Here is a 19,663-nt window from a genome sequence, read left to right as displayed (position 1 = left end):
AACTTTATTATTATTGAACAAAAAGACTATTTGTTCATTCCTTCTTCAACAGCAACAGCTACTGCAACAGTACATCCTACCATTGGGTTGTTACCCATTCCGATAAGACCCATCATTTCAACGTGAGCTGGAACTGATGATGATCCTGCGAATTGTGCATCTGAATGCATTCTTCCCATAGTATCAGTCATACCGTAAGAAGCTGGACCTGCTCCCATGTTATCTGGGTGAAGAGTTCTTCCAGTACCACCACCTGATGCTACTGAGAAGTATTTCTTACCTTGTTCCATACATTCTTTTTTGTATGTTCCTGCAACTGGATGTTGGAATCTTGTTGGGTTAGTTGAGTTACCAGTGATTGATACGTCAACGCCTTCCATATGCATGATAGCAACACCTTCTCTAACATCGTCAGAACCGTAACATCTTACTTTAGCTCTTTCTCCGTTTGAGTATGCTTTTTCTTTAACTACTTTAACTTCTCCAGTGTAGTAGTCAAATTTAGTTTGAACGTAAGTGAATCCATTAATTCTTGAGATTATGAATGCAGCATCTTTTCCAAGACCGTTTAATATAACTCTTAATGGTTCTTTTCTTACTCTGTTAGCTTTTTCAGCTATTTTGATAGCACCTTCAGCAGCAGCGAAACTTTCGTGTCCTGCTAAGAATGCGAAGCATTTAGTTTCTTCTCTTAAAAGCATAGCTCCTAAGTTTCCATGTCCTAAACCAACTTTTCTATCATCAGCAACTGATCCAGGGATACAGAATGCTTGTAATCCTTCTCCGATTGCTTCAGCAGCTTCAGCAGCTTTTTTGCAACCTTTCTTTATAGCTATAGCAGCACCTAAAGTATAAGCCCATCCAGCATTTTCAAACGCTATTGGTTGAGTTTCTTTAGCTATTGTACATGGATCAATTCCTATTGATTCACAAACTGCTTGCGCATCTTCTAGAGTTTTCATTCCGTACTTTTCTAGTACTGGAGTGATTTGATTAATTCTTCTTTCATAACTTTCAAATATTGCCATAATAAAAATCCTCCTTTACAAATAATTATTTATGTCTTGGGTCCATTAATTCAGCAGCGTCAGCAACTCTTCCGTATTGTCCTCTAGCTTCTTCTAATGCTTTATTAGCATCCATACCCTTGCCTATGTTTTCCATCATTTTTCCTAAATTAACGAATTTGTATCCGATAATTTCTTTATCTTCGTCTAAAGCTACGTCAGTAACATATCCTTCAGCCATTTCTAAGTATCTAGGTCCTTTAGCAAGAGTTCCGTACATAGTACCAACTTGTGATCTTAGACCTTTTCCTAAATCTTCAAGTCCTGCTCCTACTGGTAATCCACCTTCTGAGAATGCAGTTTGAGTTCTTCCATAAACTATTTGTAAGAATAATTCTCTCATAGCTGTGTTTATAGCGTCACAAACTAAATCTGTGTTTAATGCTTCTAATATAGTCTTTCCTGGTAATATTTCTGAAGCCATTGCAGCTGAATGAGTCATTCCTGAACATCCTATTGTTTCTACTAAAGCTTCTTCGATTATACCGTCCTTAACATTTAGAGTTAATTTACAAGCTCCTTGTTGTGGTGCACACCAACCTATTCCATGAGTTAATCCTGATATATCAGTTACTTCTTTAGATTGTACCCATTTTCCTTCTGCAGGAATTGGTGCTGGTCCGTGATTAGGACCCTTAGCAACTACACACATTTCTTCAACTTCTTTTGAATACATCATATAAATTTGCTCCTCTCCCTAATTAATAGATAAGTACTATAATAAAAACTTAAAATTTATCTTTTTTAATATAGTACTGGGCTTAAAAACATCCCACCGGGATATCAATGCCCTATTCCTATTCTAGCAAATGATTTATTATGTAACAACCTTTATTTAAAAATTTTGATAAAAAAATATATAAAAATTTAACTTGAATTATATTTTATACTATGGTAAAATATCACTTGTTCAACAATATGAATATGCCGCTATGATGGAATTGGCAGACGTGGTGGACTCAAAATCCTCTGGTAGTGATATCGTGCCGGTTCGAATCCGGCTAGCGGCACCATTTATTTATAAGAATGGCTGTATTACTTGGTTTAAATACCTTGTAGTACAGCCATTTTTCTTTGTTTACTAATTTTTATTTATTGAATATTTCTAAAAGTTACTATTAATGAACAAGTAATTTTTTTATTTCTCTTACTTCTTCTATTGTAAGTCCTACTCCTTGTGCCACTATTTCTTCACTTACTCCAAGCTTTAAAAGATTTTCTGCTGATTTCTTTGCTTTTATTTCTTCACCTTTTTCTATTCCTTTTTCTATTCCCCTTTTTTCAACTTCAGGATCATATAAAGTTTTAGTCATCTTTAATACCTCCTCATTAAGCTTTTTATCATCATCATATTTATCATTTAAATATTCAAACAAGTTACCTATAACTACGAGAATTTCTGAGGAACGTATTTCCTATGGAAATGCGGGCTATGTTGCTAATCTCATTCCTCGCTAAGCAACATATTCCTCTCCCCAAAACAACATCTAAAGTTCTATTTTACCCCCTTAGAAATTCTAAGCACCTTTACATTTACAAAATATGTTATAATCAATTTATCATAGAGATACATTTCAAAGCAAATAAAAAAAATACACTGAAGTCATATTAATAAACTTTATATAAATAAAAAGATACATTTTATATAAAATCAATTAATATATAAATAACTTCAAAACCGAATAATTTCCTATTATATACCTTACACACATAAAGCTATGAGCAAAAATTTTTAGGAGGAAAATATGTTTTATAAAGAAATAAAAGATTTATTAAATAAATTAGATAGTACCAATATTGAAGATCTCAAGCCAACTTTAACAAGAAAAGTTAATGAGCTTATTTTAAATATAGATGATGATAATATGTCTGATTGTGAGTTAGAAGAACTATGTGATTTCTTCATAATTAGAGAAACATTAAGAGAAGAAGTAAGACAAGAAGATTCCTTAAGTGAAGGATTACTTATAGAAAATTTCATAAAAGCATTTGATACATTTATAGAAGAAATTAATACTAAAGAATATATTTCAGATGCCATTGACTTAACCAATATTGCTATAAGAAGCATTGGAGGAATTGCACGAGGATTTATGTTAATGAAAAAATACGCTCCAAAAGAAGGTGTTATTAACAATACTCCGTATTTAATAGAGTTAAAAGATGAATTTTATAAACAGTTACGATCATATGGAGCCAAAGGACTTTATGAAGAACACTTTGTAATATGTGGCCTTATTAATACCATAAAATTTGACTTAGAAGAGCAATCACAAGAACATGGAAGATACATTATTTCCTTTCTTACAGATTATGAAACACAAAAATTAAAAAGTTTTGAGGAATTTGAAAATGAACCTCATTTAAATGAATCTAAAATTAAAATGAAACGTGAGTTTGGAATAGAGCTTCAAAGAAGAATTTATTCATGGGATAACTTAACAAAAAAACTAACAGATCATTACTATTTAGAAAGTCTATATAAAGAAGAATGTGGTGATTAAACACGCATCACATAAGCAAATTCTTAAATTCTAAAATTTATTTATTCTAAAAATCTAAACTTCTTTTCTTCTTAAGAATTTTAGATTTTTAGAATTTAATACAATTACTACTATTTTTAATGAATTGGAGAAAAATATAATACGGAATCTCTTTCTTACAAACTAAATCACGCTCTTCATTCTACTTTTTAACTCTTGCCATTTCTTTTGCATTTTCACATATAATTAATATAAAAATAAAAGACTGTAATAAGATTTATTTCTATACAAATCTCATTACAGTCTTTTGATATTTTAATTTTTAACTAAAGCTCTGTTTTAAATAAACAATTTAGTTATTATAATAAAGACTTTCTGATGGATAATTAGGATCACATGTAACATCTATTCCTAATTTTCCTAAAGTTGTATCATCTGCTCTTGATAATATAGTTGTAGCGTGAGCTTGACAACCTCTTAATAAAGGTAATTTTTCCATAGCAACTTGTGCTGTTGGATTTGTTGCTGCTGAAATACTTAACGCTGTAAGAACTTCTTCACAATTTAATGATATATTCTTTTCATTAAAAGTCTTAGACTTTAAGTTCATTATTGGTTCTAATATAACAGGTGAAATTAAGTATATATCATCTGAAATATTAGCTAAATATTTTATAGCATTAATTGTTACAGCTGCAGCCCCATCCATTAAATCTGAGCTCTTTCCTGTTAAAATTGTTCCATCACTTAATTCTAATGCTACTACTGGACAAATTTCATTTTCATCTGTAGCCATTTTTAACTTTGCAGATTTTTCTCTAGCTGGAAGAACAACTTTTCTATCAGTTTCCTTTAAGTCTACTTCTTCCATTATTAATTTAGATCTATCAAAAGTTTCTTTATCTGCATATCCTTTTTTATAATCGCAACCAGTTTTAAAGTATCTTCTTATTATTTCTTGCTTTGATGCTTCTTTAACTGCATCATCATCAACTATTCCAAACCCAACTCTGTTAACGCCCATATCAGTTGGTGATTTATAAATAGATTCTTTACCTGTAATCTTTTCTATTATTCTCTTTAACACTGGAAAGCTTTCAATATCTCTATTGTAATTTACAGTAACCTTATTATATGCATCCATATGGAATGAATCAAGCATATTAACGTCCTTTAAATCAACCGTTGCAGCTTCATATGCTATATTTAATGGATGTTTTAATGGAACATTCCATACTGGGAATGTTTCAAATTTAGAATATCCCGCAGCATTTCCCCTTTTTGATTCATGGTATAATTGACTAAGACAAGTAGCAAGTTTTCCACTACCAGGACCTGGTGCTGTTACAACTACTATTGGTTTTGTAGTTTCAATATATGGATTTTGTCCGTAACCTTCTTCACTAACTATTGTATCAACATCTGTTGGATATCCTTTTGTTGATTTATGCTTATAAACTTTGATGCCTCTTCTTTCAAGCTTATTTATAAATACTGTAGTCGCAGGTTGACCATTATATCTTGTAATAACTACACTATTAACTTCTAATTCATAAGTTCTTAAGTCATCAATAAGTCTTAAGACATCCATATCATATGTAATACCAAAATCGCCTCTTATTTTGTTTCTTTCTATATCTCCTGCATAAACACATATTACTACTTCAACTTTTTCTTTTAACTTGTGCAGTAATTTAATCTTTGCATTTTCATCAAATCCTGGAAGAACTCTCATTGCATGTCTATCATTAAAAAGTTTGCCACCAAATTCTAAATATAGCTTATCATAGCTATCAACTCTCTCTAAGATATACTTTGATTGTTCCTCTAAATATTTTTCATGATCAAATCCTATTTTCATTATGTTACCTCACTCACTTCTTGCTTACTAAAAATTCATTATTACATTATTTCATAAAATAAGGTCATTGTAAATTTAATTTTTTCCACTTTATGAAATTTTAAATTAGCTTAATCTTGCTTGTATCATATCACCATAAATTCCCATCAACGCTAAAGTCATACTACATCAAACAAAAGTAATAAATCTTTTAATTTAATTCTTGATAAATTATTTTTTATATACAGCTTTTAAATTTTTTATATTCATAATTTTATATTTCCCTGTAATTGTTCACATAATTTATAAAAACAAAAAATATATTTAATATTAAAAACAACATATAATTGGTTTAATAAATATAAGTACATTGATATGTTGATATGTATAAATAAATTATATTAAATATAATAATATGTGTTAAATATTGCAATTCTCCAAAACCTTAAATAAAACTATAATAAGTTTGTATTTTTTTATTTGGAGAACTTATTTTTTTAAAAGTATATGAATTTTTAAATATTCACCTATTAAGTTAAGAGAAAAGGTTCATCTTTTCTTTTATTTGTTCCCAAGAAATAGGAGTATAATTTATACGTTCTACACATGCACAAAATGATTGTTTTGAATAATCAACATACATTTCATTTCCATGTACATGACCATAAATATTGGCATAAGGCATATTTTTATTTAAATATAATGGTTTATGTGAAATCATCCAGAATTCATCCAAAATTATTGGATATTGATATACCTTCTTAAATCCGCATTCATAATAATATTCTTCTGAATTACTGTCATGATTGCCAACAATCAAGATCTTTTGCCCTTTTAATTTATTACATATCTCTGTAGTCTTTTCCTTAGGATAAAGAGAAAAATCACCTATCATAAAAACTGTATCATCATCTGTTACAACAGAATTCCATCTATTAATTAATTCTATATCCATTTCTTCTACATTAGCAAATGGTCTTTGTTCATAATCAATAATCTGACTATCTCCAAAATGAGTATCTCCTATAAAAAATATCTTTTTCATTGTATCTCCTTATAAAATAAAAATCCTCGCTCAGCTAAAAACTGAACGAGGACATAAAATACACGTTATAAATAAACCTTTCGTTAAAGCTTTAGCTTCATAGGGCAAATTAGAATACGCCTTAAAATCAACGTATCCTGCTAACCTTCTCATAGTGTCTCTACTACTCCGAGGCAGCAACCAGTATCCCTATGGTAACCTCACCTACTGATTCTTATTCAATTGTTATAATTTTTTTAATATTATATTAGTATATGTACCTGCATGAAATTTGTCAACAACTTTATTATCAATTGGTTTCAATACTTCCCTTAACTTTATCTAATATTATTATTTGGGGAATATTTTCAATCTTTTACTTTATTTTTTATTTAGGCAACTTTGTATCATTTGTTGTGTTGGGCAAGTTCCTTGACAAGTTCCTTTACCATTAAATGAATTTTGACCTTCTATAACTTTAACGTTTGAACATTGATTTTCTGCACTAGTGCATCCGTTTGCTGAGTTTGTACAGTCAGTGTTACATTTGTTATCTGATCCATTTGCGCAAGAATTTGAACAATTATTTTCTGAATTTGTACAATCAGTGCTACATGTATTATCTGACGTGTTTGCACAAGAATTTGTGCAATTATTTGTAGATTTCGCTTCATTTTCACCTGAATTCACTGTAGCTTCATTACTAGTCTCAGGCACTGCTGTATTTGTAGATTCTGCTTTTTGATCATTAACTTCTGTATTAACTTCTGTATTACCTTTAGTAGCTTCATTACTTACCTTAGATGCTGCTGCATCTGTAGATTCTACTTTTTGATCATTAGCTTCTGGAATTACTTGATTAACTTCTGTATTTGCATCTTTAGACTCTGTATCCTCTTTAGTACCTTCAATTGCTTGTGTAGTTACTGCTTGTGCACTTACATTTCTAGTACAAGCAAAACTTGCTGTTCCTCCAATTAATAACGTACTAACTACAGATAAAATCACAATAAACTTCTTTTTATTCATGTTAATTCCCCTTTTAATTTAAATTTAGTAACTTAAAAAATTACTATTTTTAATTTTGAAGTTGTTACTTGTTTTATGTTCCTCAACTTCATGACCTTATTATAATTAAAAATTTCACTTAAATATATAGTTGATAATTGGACAATATAATATAAACTTCCTGTATATCCTTAGATTCTTTTTCAAAAATTGTTTGATTTTTCTTATAATTCCCTTAACCTTAAAACAAAATGTCCTATAGCTTATCTTAAATTTAATATTAATTTTTTTCTATCTATTTTCTTTAGTTTCATTTATTATGCTTTTCATTTGTTCCTTGCTTAAAGCACCATTTACATAGCCATAAACATTTCCATCTTTATCTATCATAAATGTAGTTGGTAAAGACATTATTCTATAATTATTAAATACCTCTCCACTCTCATCAAAAACTACTGGGAATGTATATCCCTGCTCATTTAAGAATTGTTTAATTCCTTCTATGTCCTTTTCTTCTCCACCTGGTTGAGCTAATCCTAAGATAATAACATCATCTTTATTATAATTAAATTCTTTATACAGCTCTTCTATATGAGGCATCTCCCTACGACATGGCGGACACCATGTTGCCCAGAAATTTAAAAATACAGTTTTACCTTTATAATCAGATAATTTATGAACATTTCCATACTGATCCTTTAACGTAAAATCAAATGATGGTTGCAAAGGTTCCTTTTCTATATCTTCATTACTTGAATTTGTACTATTAGAATTATTTCTTTCTTCTGATTCTTTAATATATTGTTCTTCTCTTTTAATTTCTTCTTTTTCTTCTGAGGTTAATTTAGTATTTTCATTACTTCCTACTTGATTTAAATAACCTGTAACATTATTTAACCATCCTGTAAAAGTCATTACTCCCATAATTATCATTAGGACTCCACCTATTTTTATTGTATACTTCATAACATTTTTATTATTTTTTATAAAATTTAAAGCTTGAGTTGTAAAAAGACCTAATATTAAAAATGGTATTACAAAGCCTAAGCAATATATTAAAACCAATAAATTTCCAATAGCTGCATCTTTAGCACTTGATGCAAGAATTAAAACTGATGATAATGCTGGACCAACACAAGGTGTCCATGCAAAGCTAAATGTAAATCCCATTATATAAGCTATTAAGGGATTTACCTTCTTTCCATTTAAGTTTATTTTTAATTTACGTTCTCTTTGCAAAAATTTAAATTCAAAAATTCCCATTTGAAATAAACCTAAAATAATTATTATAATTCCACTAATTTTAGTGAAAATCATTTTATTATTATTAAAAAATGTTCCTATTGTGGTAAATGAAATTCCTAATATGAAAAAAGCTGTTGAAATTCCTAGTACAAAAAATATAGTGTGAAATAATACTTTTTTTCTTTCATAAGTATATGTACCATCATTATTTTGTTTTTTAGCATTTCCTGCTAAATACCCAATGTAAAGTGGTATTAAAGGTAATACACAAGGGGATAGAAATGAAACTATCCCCTCAAAAAATACTAATAAATAACTCACATTACTTACAGAGGTTATTCCTTCAAACATTTTATAAATAAGCCTTTAATTTATTTGTTATATTTTCTTTTGGCATAAATCCAGTTAAGTTTTCTACTGCTTTTCCATCTTTAAATATTATCATTGTGGGAATAGAAAAAACTCCGTATTTTTGTGCTACTTCTCCACTTTCATCTACATCTAATTTAAACAATTTAGCCTTATCATTAAATTCGTTACTAACTTCTTCAAAGATAGGTGCTAACATCTTACATGGACCACACCAATTTGCAAAAAAGTCAACCACTACTACTCCCTTAGTATTTTCTACATTTTCCATAAATTCTCTGCTATTTATAATTTTAGCCATAATAAAGCCTCCTATCATATTTAAAACATATTATAATTGTATTTGTTAATTTTATTATACTTGTATTTCTATAATACTTAAGTGACTTAATCACATTAAATTACTATAAAATACTATATTTATTATTTTAATTATTAGTAGTAATGTTTAAAAATATATCGTCCTATAAAGCCTATGCAATATATTAATTGGTATTTATCCTCTGTTTTCTCTTTTTTTTCTAAAGTTTCTTGATTTTTGTCCGTATAAATAACCAGCACCAAATATTATAACTATACAAAAAAGGGGGAAAATTAAATGAAAACTACTAAAAAACTTCTTAAGTCATTTGCACAAGGATTATTAGCAGTTATGCTTATCAATGGATTTGCATATATTAGTGATTTTAAAACTAATAACAATGTTTTTCTATCAGGCATAACAGAAGATAATTCTGCAAAAGAAACTACAGATAAAAATGTGATTACTGAAAATATTAGTGATGAAACAAAAAATGTTGTATCAGATAATAAAACAGATAATAGTTTATCTGAAAAAAACGTATTAGATGAGGACACACAAACAGATGGTGACTTACTAAATACAGATTCTGTACAAGCTATTAACCCCATTACTATTAATCCTATAGTTGATCCTATCAAATCTATTGAAGAACCAATTATAGAAGATATACCTCTTATAAGAGATACTTTAAAAAATGAAATTAATGATATCGATAAAAATATCTATGGCTTATCATATAACCCTGATAAGATACTATCTTCAAAAGGTGAAAGCGTTGATAGCTTTGTGCCTGCTCAAGGTTTTGATACTCCAAATAAATATATTGTAGTAAAAAGAGAAAAGAAAAGTATATCTGACTCTACTGCAGATATTTCAATAATAGACTCAATTAACGATAGAACTTACCCTGGTGCTATTCAACTTGCAAATAGAAATCTTGTAGAAAACAAACCAGATATAATTTCTTGTAAAAGAAAACCAATAACTATAAGTGTTGACTTACCTGGAATGAGTGATGATGGTAGTAAAGTTGTTAATTCACCAACATACTCTACTGTAAATTCTTCAATAAATTCTCTATTAGATACTTGGAATACAAAATACGCATCTAAATATACTATTCCCACAAGAATGAGCTATACTGATGCTATGGTATATAGTAAATCTCAATTATCTACAATGTTTGGTTGCAATTTCAAAATTTTAGACAAAGCATTAAATATAGATTTCAATTCTATATTTAAAGGTGAAAAACAAGCTATGGTTGTTGCATATAAACAAATATTCTATACAGTTAGTGTAGATGCGCCTGAAAAACCTTCTGACTTATTTGGCGACAATGTACGCTTTGATGAATTAGCTTTAAAAGGTGTAGATAACGAAAATCCACCTGCATATGTTTCTAATGTAGCTTATGGTAGAACAATTTATGTAAAACTTGAAACTACATCTAAGAGTGCAAATGTTAAAGCAGCATTTAAAGCTTTAGTCTCTAACCAAGATATCAGTGGTAACACAGAATATGAAGATATCTTAGAGCAAAGTTCATTTACAGCTACAGTTCTTGGTGGTGGTGCTGAAGCCCATAACAAAGTAGTTACTAAAGATTTTAATGAAATACAAAATATAATACAAAACAATTCAGTATATAGTCCTAAAAATCCTGGCTATCCTATTTCATACACAAGTACATTCTTAAAAGATAATAGAATTGCTAGTGTAAATAATAAAACAGAGTATATTGAAACAACATCAACAGAATATACTAATGGTAAAATTGTTCTTGATCATAGTGGTGCTTATGTTGCTCAATTTGAAGTAACTTGGGATGAAGTTAGCTATGATAAAGATGGTAATGAAATAATAGAGCATAAGATTTGGTCTGGAAGTGATAAAGATAAAACTGCTCACTTTAATACAGAAATATATCTAAAAGGAAATGCTAGAAATATTTCCGTTAAAGCATGGGAGTGTACAGGCCTTGCATGGGAATGGTGGAGACAAGTTATAGATGCTCAAAATATCCCACTAGTAAAAGAAAGAACATTCTCAATATGGGGTACAACATTATATCCTAAAAAATCTGTTGAACCAGAAATTTAAATTTTAAAACATCACTTTTTTATTAAACACCCAAAAATAAGGTTAAAATAAACTTAACTTACGTATAGTTTATTTTAACCTTTTATTTTAATTATATTTCTATTTTAATGTGATTTTATCATATCCTATTGCTTGTTTAGGGCATACTGTTACACATTGTCCACATTGTATGCAATCAGGATGACTTAAAATATCCCCCTTATATTCATAAGGAACTATTCCTAAAGGACATTTTTTTTCACATATTTTACAAGATACACATGAAGATGATACTTGCAATACTTTTTTGTTTTTCCTAAATTTTGATATAACTGATGCTATAGTTCCCATAGGACAAAAATGACACCAAGTTCTATGATTATAGAATAAAGATAATACTATTCCTATTAAAGTTGTTACAACGATCATTCTATAAAATACCATGCCAATACCATATAAATTTCCTAAGTTTTGTTTAATTCCTATACCAAACATAGACATCATAACAACAACTACTATTGCTCTAAAATAATAAGATTTTAAAAATTTAGGTACTTTTCTTTTATTGCTAAATTTAGAAACTACATTGTCATAAAAATTTCCTCTTGGACATAAATTACCACACCAAAATCTCCCCTTAGCAACAGAAACAATTATAGGTGCAACCATACATATAATAGCTAACAAAGCAAATCTTAAATCAATTAGTCCTAATATTATAAAAGCTATTAACATTATAAATGAATATTTTTTCCATAATTCTAAAAATTTTTTCACTAGAATTCCTCCCAATTTACATATTATATTAAATTAAAATTTCTATTTCATTGTGTACAGATCAGTTTATCTTTTTTCATTTTATTAGATAAACCTTTATTTTTCTGTAACTTTATCACATATTAAAAAACTTTTAATATATTGTTTTTTATATCTATTAAAATAGAAATTTATATTATTTTTAAAATAAACTATATATAAACAAAAAAATATAGTCTATGATACTAACAAATAGTTTTGTATCATAGACTATATTCTTGTAAACTTACATTCATATTATATTTTAGAAATTATTTATTTGTTTTTAATGTTTATTATTTATTTTAGAAATTTTTTATTTATTTTTTAATATTTATTTTGGAAATTGTAATCTTATTATACTAAATTTTTTATATACTGAATTTTTTATATACTTATTTTTTTATATACTTATTTTTTTATATACTTATTTTTATATAACCTGTGTTTTAACTGCTCATCCAAATTGTTTATGAATATTTGAACACAATACTAAAACACATCCTTATTAAACTATTCTACTACTACCTTAGCATTTTCAGCTAAGGTAAATAATTCTGAACTTACAAATATAGTATTATTTTTTACCATTGTTTTATTTCTTAAATAATACCCAGTATCTTTTGTTTCTAACATCTCGCTATCAATAGCTACAGTATAAGTTTTAAAACCTTCTTTTGTAATGTTAAGCATAGTTGTTTTATTAAAAGGTTTAACTTCATATCCAAGTTTTTCTGAAACTAAATTTAATGGAAGCATTAATGTTTCACCTTCCATAAATGGAGCTTCACTAGCTTTAAAATTAATATCTTCCCCATTAACACTTAACTTATCTGCAGAAGCTTTAATTAGTCCACTATATTCATAAGGCATAAGTAAGCACTTTTCTACATTTACCTTTTCTGGAAGCTGTAAAGTTTGAGGTTCATTTGGATTATACTTTGTCCATAAAAATATTTTTGATCCAACCTCAATATTATCCATAGTTACAATATTTCTTGTTAAGTAAGGAGATATATTCGTATCCTTATTTAATGTTGCTTGTAGTAATCCATCATCACTTGTAACAGTTATACTTCCATCATCATTTTTCTTTATATCCTGAACTTCCATATAATTAGGAACTTTAAAATCCTGGGGTATATTAACAATAATAGCTTCTGCCGTAGTTATAGGTGGTAAGCTCATTGTCATTATTGGGCTAGTATATGCATAAATATCATCATTTATATTTATATCATTAATAGCAACTGGTAATCCACTAACTGCATCTATTATCTTAGTTTCATCAGATATATTTAATATCATATCATTGTTCATGTTACTTGAATTTTTAATATGAATTTGCTTATTACCCTTCTCCTTTACGCTTCCCCATGCTGTTGAGAATTTTGGCATATTAAATACTTCTTGGCTTTCTGTTGCTGCCACATTATCTGATGTAGTTAGTACATTGGCAGATACATATTGTGGCACTCCCATAAGAACTGTTAAAGCTATAGCGCTTCCTAAAATTCTTTTTGTTATTTTCATTTTAATCATCTCCTTCACTTATAAAACAATTCTACTCAGGAAAATGTTGCACTTATTAGAAATTTATTATTAAAAAATTATTTTCTATTAAAAAATTATAATTAATATATTTTTTTTCAATAATATTTTCTCTATTTATGTACTTTAAGTTATAAATATATAAAAGGAGGAATAAGAAGTATTCCTCCCCTTTTTCACTTTACTTTTTTAGTTCTTTGAGTAATTTATTATACTCGTTTAGAACTTCATCAAGTTCTTGACTAGCTGCAATAACTTTAGGATTTAATAAATTGTTTTCTTCACTTATAAGTTTTTGCAAAGCTTGTCTTAATTTTAAGATTTTGTTATTCATTTCTTCAACCATTATAATATTACACCTCCTTTCGCTATTTAATTATCAGCGTCTGAAGGTCTCTTACTTTAAAATAAGACTGTGTTTTATAAAACATAATACAAATAAAAAGAACCCTATCCAATCAATAGAGTTCTTATATATACTTATTTAACTATTTAAGTTTTTTTAAATATCGCTTCTTATACTTAACTTTAGCTATCTTACTAATATCTTTTATAGTTTTATAATTAGTAAAACTACCTACAACACCGATTATAGGTAATCCTTGTATAAATTTGCTTGTCAGCATTGAAGATGCCATTTTTTTAGATGTTTCATTAATTAATTCGTCTACACTATGTTCTATTTTAATCCCATTATTTATTTGTTCTCCTACTTTATCAATCTCTTCAAGATATTTTCTTTTTTCTTCTCCTGTAGTCATAGCACTAGAAATAACGTTTAAAATATATATTCTTTCATCATCATTATCATAGTGGAAACCATATCCTAAGCTTATTTCATAAATAGTTTTTAATATAACCCCTATAAAAATTGGAATATCAGGTAAACCTATACCTAAAACTCCTAGTATTCCGCCTTCTAATACACCTATTGATTTATTTAAAAATACTTTTCTATTTGTTTTTTTATCAATTCTATTTATATTCTTTTTATTAGTTTGTATATTTACAGCATAATCATCTATATTAAACTCTTCATTTATTTTCTCTTTATCAAAACTTTTTTCAATAATTTTTACACCTTTTTTAAAAACAATATTAAAACCTTTTTCAAATGCTAATTGCAAAGTTTCTTCAAGTTTATCTGGAATTTTTTCTTCTAGCTTATTCTTATATGGTGATATTTTTTTATTTAAAAAGCTTTCTTTCTGTTCTACTAATAAATTTTCTTCTTTTTTACTAATAATTTTCAATTGTTTTGTTAAAACTTTTTCTTTTTTAGATAAAATTCTTTTCATAATTTTAATGCTCCCAATCAATATTAAATTTTATTTTATATTACCTTTTCAAAAGCTATTCTTTCACTTTTATCTTCTAAGTATATTATACCGCAATACTGAAAGTTATTCTTTTTAAGTAAATTTTGCATAGGTTTATTTTCTATATGTGTGTCTATTTTTATACTATGTATATCTTTATTTAAACAAATTTTTTCTATATTTTTAATAATTTTAGATGCTATCCCTTCCCCCTTATACATGTTATTTACAGCCATTCTATGAATAACCGCATATTTACAATTACTAATCCATTTGCCATCACAAATAGTATCATATGATTTTTCTCCATCAAAAGAAATTGCTACTGTAGCAACAATTTGTTTATCTTTTAAAAATACATATGAATAATCATTTTTAATATCTTCTTTTATTGTATCAATGTTAGGATAATTATTTTGCCACTGATTTATTTTTTGTTCTTTAAAATATATTTGTGCCTCATTAATAACTTTCATTATATTACTTATATCTTCTTCTATTGATTTTTTTAATTCCATATACACCCTTCTTTCATAAATAAAAATACATTTAAGTTGCTTTAAATTACTTAAATGTATTTTTACTTTCTAAATTATGTGATTATATTATAATATTTCTATTCTAAAAGTTCCAAAACTTTTTTACCATTAACATTGTGTTTACTGCAAAATTTCATAAATTCTTCATTATATTTTTCATCTGTCATATTAGCAGTCTTTGTAAATTTATCTATTTCTCCACTTTCTGATTTGAAAATACAATCTCCATAAGATGTTTTTCTAAATAATCCATTTTTCAAAATTACATCCACACATCCTAATTGTTTATTAACCATGTACTCCATTCTTCTTCCCCCTATTTTTATTGTAAATTTATCTTACAGCTAACATTTATTCATATCTTTTAATAAAGTATATACTAGTTCTAAAATTTTATTTACTAATAACATATAATTATTTTTAATATATATTTATAATCTCTCTTCTAAATTCAAATATATTCACTTTAATATCATTTTCCATTTATTGGTATAATAAAATATTTTAACACAACTAAATATTTTTACAAGTATAACAATTTGTAAAGAATATAAACATTATTCTTTAATATACAATATCATTGAAATCTTTTCTCTATTTCTATTCTACACTATATAACCTAAGAACAGTATAGATTAATAAAATCTATAATTTTTCAGGAAAATTTTGTAATAATGTATAAAGTTTCCTTAAACTAATTCGATAATATAAATATAATAATATTCTAAAATATAGCTTAATATTAAAAACTATTATAGAAAGAAAGTGTTTGTATGGAATTTATAAATATGAAAACTACCAATTCTAATATTGATAATTCTTTAAATATTAATAATAAATTGAATAAGCTTAAAGATTCCAATTTTGTTGACTTTCTAAATAAATCAAATAAAATAGTAAATCAATTAAAAACTCAAAACAATATATCTAATGAAGCAAAAACTGCTATATCAATTATAGAAAAAGCGCTAAATATTAATATAAGTAGTCATGATTATAAAAATAATGGTAAATTAGATATTATGGGTATTATAAGAAAACATGGTGATAAGCTTTCCACTAGAGATACTGCAGATTTTAAGGATAGTTTAATGGTTTTATTGAATCAAGGTTTAATTGAAAGTCATGATTATTTTGAAGCTATAAAATGGATTTCCTTAAAATCAAGCTTTAAAAAATTAGATGACAAATGTGAAGATGAATTAATTAAAAGTGTTGGTGAAATAGATAAAAAATCTGAATATAAATAATCATTAACTAACTTATTTATAAAAAAATAGTAGCTTCTAACTATTAGAAACTACTATTTTTATTTAATTTAAAACAGAACCTAATTTTAAATTGATATTATATTTTATGATAAGTTAGTATTAGGTTCCTTAGAAAATTTTATTGAATTGTTGTTTTTTAAATTTACTAACTGTGGTAATGCAACCCCTATTAAAATTATTATAACTCCTACCCACTTTATCATAGAAACCTCTTCTTTTAGAATAACAATAGACGCTATAATAGCTACTGGTAATTCTCCTGCTCCAAGAATAGTTGATAGGCCTGTACTTAATTTAGGTGTCCCTATTGCAAAGAATAACACTGGTAATACAGCACCAAATATGCCTAATATAATTCCATATTTCCATATTCCTTGTGATAAACATCCATTAGAGAAATAGTTTGGACAAATAGCAAAGGCAACTAATAATGCTCCTGTTGTTACACAAAAGCTTCTATTAACTGATGGTATTTGAGTTTCCACTCTTCCACTAAAAAATACAAATAGAGAATATGAAAGCGCTGCCATAAGTCCAAATATTATTCCACTAAAGCTCCACTTAAAGTTATTACTATTAATTACCCCACTAGCTAATATAGTTCCAATAAATAATATTATAATAGATAATATTTTTATTTTTGATGGAAATTTCTTATCTACTATGGATTCAATCAATACTCCAATCCATGTAAATTGAAATAATAGTACAACAGCAAATGATGCTGGAATACTTTCAAGAGATAAGTAATAAAAAACAGTTGTTGCACATGTACTTATTCCGATTAATGCAAGTGAAATGAACTGTTTTATCGTAATATTTCTTCTAGATGAGATTAGCATTATGATTAACATAGTTAACCATCCAAATAAAAATTGACTCATAACAACATCTTTAAATACAAACCCATCATTATATGCTAATTTTACTAGTGTCGATAATACTCCATAACAACAAGCTCCTAAAAATACAAATAAAGAACTTTTAAATAAATTCATAATAAACTCCTTTTTTAATTTCAGTAATATAAAATAATTACTTTAAATTTTTATCATTAACGTATAACTAATTATGTAAATGTGTATATTCATCTCCTTTCATAAAGAATAAAAAAAGCCATATATTCTCCCGTTTTGAAACCAAAAAACTGAAAAATATATGGCCATTAGGCAATAATTATTTAATTACTTGGCTCTGTTTTTAAACATAGCCTATTATTTAAATTATAATATTAATATATTTTTTTTTCAAGCATTTATATTAATACTCTTCCATTGTTTTTGTAATCATTTACAGAATGTAATTACTTTAAATACACATTTAATATCATTTATTCATCGTAACTTAAATTAGTATGAATAAATGATATAACTTTAAATATCCTATACTTTTCTTTTATAGTAAACTCTTGAACTTTTTCTTCTCCTCCCCACAGCTTTACATTAACTTTTAACTCATTGTTATTATTGCTATAAATAATAACTTCACCAATTATATTGTTAAACTTCATTAAATCTATTACTTTTTTATTAAATTCTTCATATGAATTCTTAGCAAATTCTGCTTTCACATCCTTAGGTAAATTATGTGCAAGTATTTCTTTAACTGTATCCATATTGTCCTTAATTTCATTTGTTACTATATAATTTATCTTATCTTCTATATTTTCAGTTTTAACTTTTTCCTCATTTATATTTTCTTCTAATGCCATCATATCTTGCTTTATAGCATTCATTTCACCAATCACTATGTTGATTCTTTTAGTTAATTCACCACTTGCCTTAATTATTTTACTAAATTCCTCTATATTATCTTTTTCCTGTTTTAAAATTGAATAGAAATCAGAAACCTTTTTATCCATTACTCTACACCCTAACTTTACTTATTTTTAAGATCATATTTTAAAGATAAGCTATGTCTTAAATATGTATTGACATATTAAATTAATACCTCTCACTTTGCTGATGTATATATTATTTTGCTAAAGCATTAACTAAATACATTATCAATTTGCACTAACTAATATCAAATATAAAATTCGATTCAAACTACACTTTTACATTACATTATTAAAATATATGATTACAAAATATAATTTAGCACCTTAACATAAACAATTTGACAATAACATTATGTAATGATATATTTTAGTTAAAATATGGAAAAATAATTAGAGCACTATACATAAAATACGGGGGTACTTATCATGGAAGAAATAAAAAAAGAAACTATATCAAGTAAAATTATTTTTTTAAAAGATTGGCTTATACCTATACTTATAGCTCTTATACTTGGAATTTTAATAAATAAATTTATGTTTTTTAGTGTTTTTGTTCCGACTGGTTCTATGATTCCAACTATAAATGAAGATAACAAGGCACTTGTAACTAGAGTTAATAATCTATCTAGTATTACAAGAGGAGATATAATAGTATTTCAATCTGATGAGCTTAATTTAACATTAGTAAAGAGATTAATTGGTTTACCTGGTGATAAAATAAAAATTAAAAATGGAGTTGTATTTATTAATGGTGAAGAACTGGTTGAAGATTATGTAAAGAATAAAGATTATTCCTACTCCGGTGAATTCGATGTTCCTGAGGGAAAGTATTTCTTTTTAGGTGATAATCGTCCTGATTCAAATGATGCTCGACTTTGGAAAAATCCTTATATTGACGGCTCTCATATAAAAGGAAAATTCAAATTCATTTTCTATCCATTTGAAGATTTTGGATTTGCAAAATAGTTTTTAATTCTTTAGGAATT

The 19,663-nt window shown here is 26.8% G+C and carries 20 protein-coding genes, 1 tRNA gene and 1 riboswitch; of the genes, 5 read left to right on the top strand and 16 right to left on the bottom strand.

Annotation, left to right across the window (positions count from 1 at the left end; translation table 11 throughout):
* Positions 1-26 precede the first annotated feature (26 nt).
* Together NG918_RS14300 and NG918_RS14295 are read right to left on the bottom strand one after the other, a co-directional pair.
* A complete protein-coding gene (locus tag NG918_RS14300) occupies positions 27-1,028 on the bottom strand; it encodes a GGGtGRT protein (protein WP_252213635.1) in 1,002 nt (333 codons plus the stop codon).
* A gap of 25 nt (positions 1,029-1,053) precedes the next feature.
* Positions 1,054-1,746, bottom strand: coding sequence for an iron-sulfur cluster assembly scaffold protein (locus NG918_RS14295; protein ID WP_017826199.1), 693 nt, complete (start codon positions 1,744-1,746; stop codon positions 1,054-1,056).
* A 247-nt stretch (positions 1,747-1,993) separates the two neighbouring features.
* Between NG918_RS14295 and NG918_RS14290 the strand changes: the two genes are divergently transcribed.
* Positions 1,994-2,080 (top strand) — tRNA-Leu (locus tag NG918_RS14290).
* Positions 2,081-2,185: 105 nt separating this feature from the next.
* Here NG918_RS14290 and NG918_RS14285 read toward each other — a convergent pair.
* Entirely contained in the window at positions 2,186-2,380 is a 195-nt protein-coding gene (locus tag NG918_RS14285) for a hypothetical protein (protein WP_252213637.1), read from the bottom strand.
* Between the two features lie 432 nt (positions 2,381-2,812).
* Between NG918_RS14285 and NG918_RS14280 the strand changes: the two genes are divergently transcribed.
* The gene (locus NG918_RS14280) at positions 2,813-3,571 is read left to right on the top strand and encodes a hypothetical protein (RefSeq protein WP_252226756.1); all 759 of its coding nucleotides are present in this window, start codon (positions 2,813-2,815) and stop codon (positions 3,569-3,571) included.
* A gap of 331 nt (positions 3,572-3,902) precedes the next feature.
* Here NG918_RS14280 and NG918_RS14275 read toward each other — a convergent pair whose 3' ends face one another.
* The 5 genes from NG918_RS14275 to trxA all read right to left on the bottom strand — a co-directional run bounded on the left by NG918_RS14275 (position 3,903) and on the right by trxA (position 9,337).
* The gene (locus tag NG918_RS14275; protein WP_252226754.1) at positions 3,903-5,411 is read right to left on the bottom strand and encodes a DUF1846 domain-containing protein; all 1,509 of its coding nucleotides are present in this window, start codon (positions 5,409-5,411) and stop codon (positions 3,903-3,905) included.
* A 514-nt stretch (positions 5,412-5,925) separates the two neighbouring features.
* Positions 5,926-6,435: a metallophosphoesterase gene (locus NG918_RS14270; RefSeq protein WP_252213645.1), complete on the bottom strand. Its 510-nt coding sequence runs from the start codon at positions 6,433-6,435 to the stop codon at positions 5,926-5,928.
* 68 nt (positions 6,436-6,503) lie between these two features.
* Positions 6,504-6,654, bottom strand: a riboswitch (M-box (ykoK) riboswitch).
* 141 nt (positions 6,655-6,795) lie between these two features.
* On the bottom strand, positions 6,796-7,443 hold the full coding sequence (locus tag NG918_RS14265) for a hypothetical protein (protein WP_252226752.1): 648 nt from the start codon (positions 7,441-7,443) through the stop codon (positions 6,796-6,798).
* A 270-nt stretch (positions 7,444-7,713) separates the two neighbouring features.
* Positions 7,714-9,018: a cytochrome c biogenesis protein/redoxin gene (locus tag NG918_RS14260; RefSeq protein WP_252213649.1), complete on the bottom strand. Its 1,305-nt coding sequence runs from the start codon at positions 9,016-9,018 to the stop codon at positions 7,714-7,716.
* Position 9,019: 1 nt separating this feature from the next.
* Positions 9,020-9,337, bottom strand: a complete 318-nt coding sequence (gene trxA, locus NG918_RS14255) for a thioredoxin (protein ID WP_035785593.1) — start codon at positions 9,335-9,337, stop codon at positions 9,020-9,022.
* Between the two features lie 297 nt (positions 9,338-9,634).
* Here trxA and NG918_RS14250 point away from each other — a divergent pair, with 297 nt between their 5' ends.
* On the top strand, positions 9,635-11,443 hold the full coding sequence (locus tag NG918_RS14250; protein ID WP_252213651.1) for a thiol-activated cytolysin family protein: 1,809 nt from the start codon (positions 9,635-9,637) through the stop codon (positions 11,441-11,443).
* A gap of 99 nt (positions 11,444-11,542) precedes the next feature.
* Here NG918_RS14250 and NG918_RS14245 read toward each other — a convergent pair whose 3' ends face one another.
* From NG918_RS14245 to NG918_RS14220, 6 genes are all read right to left on the bottom strand, one after another.
* Positions 11,543-12,199, bottom strand: a complete 657-nt coding sequence (locus NG918_RS14245; RefSeq protein WP_252226749.1) for a 4Fe-4S binding protein — start codon at positions 12,197-12,199, stop codon at positions 11,543-11,545.
* Between the two features lie 531 nt (positions 12,200-12,730).
* Complete coding sequence (locus NG918_RS14240; RefSeq protein WP_252226748.1) at positions 12,731-13,750, bottom strand: stalk domain-containing protein; 1,020 nt, start codon at positions 13,748-13,750, stop codon at positions 12,731-12,733.
* A gap of 199 nt (positions 13,751-13,949) precedes the next feature.
* On the bottom strand, positions 13,950-14,114 hold the full coding sequence (locus NG918_RS14235) for an aspartyl-phosphate phosphatase Spo0E family protein (protein ID WP_252213658.1): 165 nt from the start codon (positions 14,112-14,114) through the stop codon (positions 13,950-13,952).
* Between the two features lie 142 nt (positions 14,115-14,256).
* Positions 14,257-15,066 (bottom strand): EcsC family protein, encoded by an 810-nt coding sequence (locus NG918_RS14230; protein WP_252213660.1) that lies wholly within the window; start codon positions 15,064-15,066, stop codon positions 14,257-14,259.
* Between the two features lie 35 nt (positions 15,067-15,101).
* Positions 15,102-15,605 (bottom strand): GNAT family N-acetyltransferase, encoded by a 504-nt coding sequence (locus NG918_RS14225; protein ID WP_252226746.1) that lies wholly within the window; start codon positions 15,603-15,605, stop codon positions 15,102-15,104.
* 98 nt (positions 15,606-15,703) lie between these two features.
* Positions 15,704-15,931, bottom strand: a complete 228-nt coding sequence (locus NG918_RS14220; protein ID WP_252213664.1) for a hypothetical protein — start codon at positions 15,929-15,931, stop codon at positions 15,704-15,706.
* A 468-nt stretch (positions 15,932-16,399) separates the two neighbouring features.
* On the opposite strand from NG918_RS14220, the gene NG918_RS14215 reads away from it, so the two are divergent.
* Positions 16,400-16,876 carry a hypothetical protein gene (locus tag NG918_RS14215; protein WP_252213666.1) on the top strand — a complete coding sequence of 159 codons (477 nt, stop codon included), beginning with the start codon at positions 16,400-16,402 and terminating at the stop codon, positions 16,874-16,876.
* A gap of 104 nt (positions 16,877-16,980) precedes the next feature.
* Here the strand turns inward: NG918_RS14215 and NG918_RS14210 are convergent, their stop codons facing one another.
* Both NG918_RS14210 and NG918_RS14205 read right to left on the bottom strand, forming a co-directional pair.
* Positions 16,981-17,895 (bottom strand): EamA family transporter, encoded by a 915-nt coding sequence (locus NG918_RS14210; RefSeq protein ID WP_252213668.1) that lies wholly within the window; start codon positions 17,893-17,895, stop codon positions 16,981-16,983.
* Positions 17,896-18,227: 332 nt separating this feature from the next.
* On the bottom strand, positions 18,228-18,758 hold the full coding sequence (locus NG918_RS14205) for a hypothetical protein (protein ID WP_252213670.1): 531 nt from the start codon (positions 18,756-18,758) through the stop codon (positions 18,228-18,230).
* A 345-nt stretch (positions 18,759-19,103) separates the two neighbouring features.
* Between NG918_RS14205 and lepB the strand changes: the two genes are divergently transcribed.
* Positions 19,104-19,643 (top strand): signal peptidase I, encoded by a 540-nt coding sequence (gene lepB / locus NG918_RS14200; protein WP_252213672.1) that lies wholly within the window; start codon positions 19,104-19,106, stop codon positions 19,641-19,643.
* Positions 19,644-19,663: the final 20 nt, after the last annotated feature.

The organism is Clostridium sp. ZBS2 (assembly GCF_023845855.1).
Lineage (GTDB): Bacteria > Bacillota > Clostridia > Clostridiales > Clostridiaceae > Clostridium > Clostridium aquiflavi.
The sequence above is the reverse complement of the archived record's forward strand: the minus strand, read 5'-3'. Positions and strand labels throughout refer to the sequence as shown.

Excerpts from the sequence above, each read along its gene's own strand:
- NG918_RS14300 (WP_252213635.1), bottom strand. The coding sequence starts at position 1,028 with ATGGCAATATTTGAAAGTTATGAAAGAAGAATTAATCAAATCACTCCA.
- NG918_RS14295 (WP_017826199.1), bottom strand. The coding sequence starts at position 1,746 with ATGATGTATTCAAAAGAAGTTGAAGAAATGTGTGTAGTTGCTAAGGGT.
- NG918_RS14285 (WP_252213637.1), bottom strand. The coding sequence starts at position 2,380 with ATGACTAAAACTTTATATGATCCTGAAGTTGAAAAAAGGGGAATAGAA.
- NG918_RS14280 (WP_252226756.1), top strand. The coding sequence starts at position 2,813 with ATGTTTTATAAAGAAATAAAAGATTTATTAAATAAATTAGATAGTACC.
- NG918_RS14275 (WP_252226754.1), bottom strand. The coding sequence starts at position 5,411 with ATGAAAATAGGATTTGATCATGAAAAATATTTAGAGGAACAATCAAAG.
- NG918_RS14270 (WP_252213645.1), bottom strand. The coding sequence starts at position 6,435 with ATGAAAAAGATATTTTTTATAGGAGATACTCATTTTGGAGATAGTCAG.
- NG918_RS14265 (WP_252226752.1), bottom strand. The coding sequence starts at position 7,443 with ATGAATAAAAAGAAGTTTATTGTGATTTTATCTGTAGTTAGTACGTTA.
- NG918_RS14260 (WP_252213649.1), bottom strand. The coding sequence starts at position 9,018 with ATGTTTGAAGGAATAACCTCTGTAAGTAATGTGAGTTATTTATTAGTA.
- trxA (WP_035785593.1), bottom strand. The coding sequence starts at position 9,337 with ATGGCTAAAATTATAAATAGCAGAGAATTTATGGAAAATGTAGAAAAT.
- NG918_RS14250 (WP_252213651.1), top strand. The coding sequence starts at position 9,635 with ATGAAAACTACTAAAAAACTTCTTAAGTCATTTGCACAAGGATTATTA.
- NG918_RS14240 (WP_252226748.1), bottom strand. The coding sequence starts at position 13,750 with ATGAAAATAACAAAAAGAATTTTAGGAAGCGCTATAGCTTTAACAGTT.
- NG918_RS14235 (WP_252213658.1), bottom strand. The coding sequence starts at position 14,114 with ATGGTTGAAGAAATGAATAACAAAATCTTAAAATTAAGACAAGCTTTG.
- NG918_RS14230 (WP_252213660.1), bottom strand. The coding sequence starts at position 15,066 with ATGAAAAGAATTTTATCTAAAAAAGAAAAAGTTTTAACAAAACAATTG.
- NG918_RS14225 (WP_252226746.1), bottom strand. The coding sequence starts at position 15,605 with ATGGAATTAAAAAAATCAATAGAAGAAGATATAAGTAATATAATGAAA.
- NG918_RS14220 (WP_252213664.1), bottom strand. The coding sequence starts at position 15,931 with ATGGAGTACATGGTTAATAAACAATTAGGATGTGTGGATGTAATTTTG.
- NG918_RS14215 (WP_252213666.1), top strand. The coding sequence starts at position 16,400 with ATGGAATTTATAAATATGAAAACTACCAATTCTAATATTGATAATTCT.
- NG918_RS14210 (WP_252213668.1), bottom strand. The coding sequence starts at position 17,895 with ATGAATTTATTTAAAAGTTCTTTATTTGTATTTTTAGGAGCTTGTTGT.
- NG918_RS14205 (WP_252213670.1), bottom strand. The coding sequence starts at position 18,758 with ATGGATAAAAAGGTTTCTGATTTCTATTCAATTTTAAAACAGGAAAAA.
- lepB (WP_252213672.1), top strand. The coding sequence starts at position 19,104 with ATGGAAGAAATAAAAAAAGAAACTATATCAAGTAAAATTATTTTTTTA.